Annotated in this window: 3 protein-coding genes; all 3 read left to right on the forward strand. The window is 70.8% G+C overall.

Annotated elements, in window-relative coordinates; translation table 11 throughout:
* A partial coding sequence (locus tag ABNT58_RS29485; RefSeq protein ID WP_348756909.1) for a cobaltochelatase subunit CobN occupies nucleotides 1-1,290 on the forward strand: 1,290 nt, incomplete at its 5' end.
* Between the two features lie 78 nt (nucleotides 1,291-1,368).
* On the forward strand, nucleotides 1,369-1,875 hold the full coding sequence (locus ABNT58_RS29490) for an antitoxin Xre-like helix-turn-helix domain-containing protein (RefSeq protein ID WP_348756910.1): 507 nt from the start codon (nucleotides 1,369-1,371) through the stop codon (nucleotides 1,873-1,875).
* The coding region (locus ABNT58_RS29495; RefSeq protein WP_348756911.1) for an RES family NAD+ phosphorylase at nucleotides 1,872-2,168 on the forward strand (297 nt) is incomplete at its 3' end. The genes ABNT58_RS29490 and ABNT58_RS29495, both read left to right, overlap by 4 nt.

Consider the following 2,168-nt stretch of genomic DNA (forward strand, 5'->3'; position numbering starts at 1 on the left):
CGCGCGCTCGATGGCCGTTTCGTGCGGCCGGCCCCGGGCGGCGACCTGCTGCGCACGCCCGCGGTGCTGCCCACCGGCCGCAACCTGCATGGCTTCGACCCCTTCCGCATTCCCAGCGCCTTTGCGGTGAAGGACGGCACGCAGCAGGCGCAGCGCCTGCTGGACCGCTACACCGCCGATGGCCATGCGCTGCCCGAGTCCATCGCCATGGTGCTGTGGGGCACCGACAACCTCAAGACCGAAGGCGCCCCCATCGCGCAGGCGTTGGCGCTGATGGGCGCGGCGCCGCGCTTCGATGGTTATGGCCGCATCGCGGGCGCCACGCTGCTGCCGCTCGCCGCGCTGGGCCGGCCGCGCATCGACGTGGTGATCACGCTGTCGGGCATCTTCCGCGACCTGATGCCGCTGCAGATCAAGCTGCTGGCCGAAGCCGCCTGGCTGTGTGCGCAGGCCGACGAAGCGCCCGAGCACAACTTCATCCGCAAGCATGCGCTGGCCTACCAGCAGGCCCATGGCTGCACGCTGGAAACCGCGGCGCTGCGCGTGTACGGCAATGCCGAAGGCACCTACGGTGCCAACGTCAACCACCTGGTGGACAGCAGCGGCTGGCAGCAGGAAGACGAACTGGCCGAGTGCTACGCCCGCCGCAAGGGCTTTGCCTACGGCCGCAACGGCCGCCCGCAGCTGCAGGCCGCGCTGCTGAACAGCGTGCTGGCCGACGTGCAGCTGACCTACCAGAACCTCGATTCGGTGGAGCTGGGCGTGACCACGGTGGACACCTACTTCGACACGCTGGGTGGCATCACCGGCGCGGTCAAGCGCGCGCGCCGCCAGCGCGGCGATGCCAGCGAGGCGTCGCCGCCGGTGTACATCGGCGACCAGACGCGCGGCGACGGCACGGTGCGCACGCTGGCCGAGCAGGTGGCACTGGAAACCCGCACCCGCATGCTCAACCCCAAGTGGTACGAGGGCATGCTGCAGCACGGCTACGAAGGCGTGCGCCAGATCGAGGCGCATGTGACCAACACGCTGGGCTGGTCGGCCACCACCGGCCAGGTGCAGCCCTGGGTGTACCAGCAGCTCACCGAAACCTTCCTTCTCGACCCGGTGATGCGCGACCGCCTGGCGCGCCTGAACCCCACCGCCTCCTCCCGCGTGGCCAACCGCCTGCTGGAAGCCAGCCAGCGCGCCTACTGGCGCCCCGACGCCGACACCCTGGCCGCCCTGCAACGCGCCAGCGACGAGCTGGAAGACCGCCTGGAAGGCGTGTGGGAGCCGGCGGCGGCGTAGGGCCGCGCCCCTGACCTATTGGGCGCGTATGGCTCATTTGAGCCACAATGGGTGCTCAATCCAGCGGAGCCAGCGCCCATGCGATCCACCACGGTCCCTGCCGGTGCCACGCGGCTCGGCCTCCGGCCCGCGCTGCGCAAGGCACTCGCTGCCCGGCAGCGCAGTTACCGCTTTTTCGTTGACGCCGGCCAGCTCGACCGCATCGGCATGGTCAAGCAAGGGCTGCCCGCCACGATGCTCACCGCCCTGGCCGACGACATGAGCGTGCCGCGCGAGCGGCTTTATGCCTGGCTGGGCATTGCCCGCGCCACCGCCAATCGCAAGATCGCGGCCAACGACCTGCTCAGCCAGGACGAAAGCGAGCGTGCGCTGGGCATCGCGCGCCTGGTGGGCCAGGTGGAAAAGATCGTGGCCGAATCAGGCACGGCCGAAGGCTTTGACGCCGCACGCTGGACGGCGGGCTGGCTGGATGCGCCCAACGCCGCGCTGGGCGGCCGGCCGCCCGGCGACTTCATGGACACCGCGGACGGCCGGGCACTGGTGACCAGCCTGGTCGAGCAGATGCAGAGCGGGGCCTACGCTTGAGCGAGGCCACGGCGTTCTGGCGCATTGCCGCCGACACGCCGTCGTACGAAGCGACCGACCTCTCCGGCAAAGGGGCCGAAACGTCCGGCGGGCGCTGGAACCGCCGTGGCACCCCCTTGCTGTATGCCTCGGGCAGCCGGGCGCTGGCCTGCCTGGAAACGCTGGTGCACCTGGGCAACAGCCTGCCGCTGAACCGTTACCTGGTGGAGCTGACGGTGCCTGCGGCAGCGCTGCAGGCGGCCGTCACCTTCGACGCGCAGGCCCACGTGGGCTGGGATGCAGAGCCGGCCGGC

Source organism: uncultured Aquincola sp. (assembly GCF_964001545.1).
Classification (GTDB): domain Bacteria; phylum Pseudomonadota; class Gammaproteobacteria; order Burkholderiales; family Burkholderiaceae_C; genus Aquincola.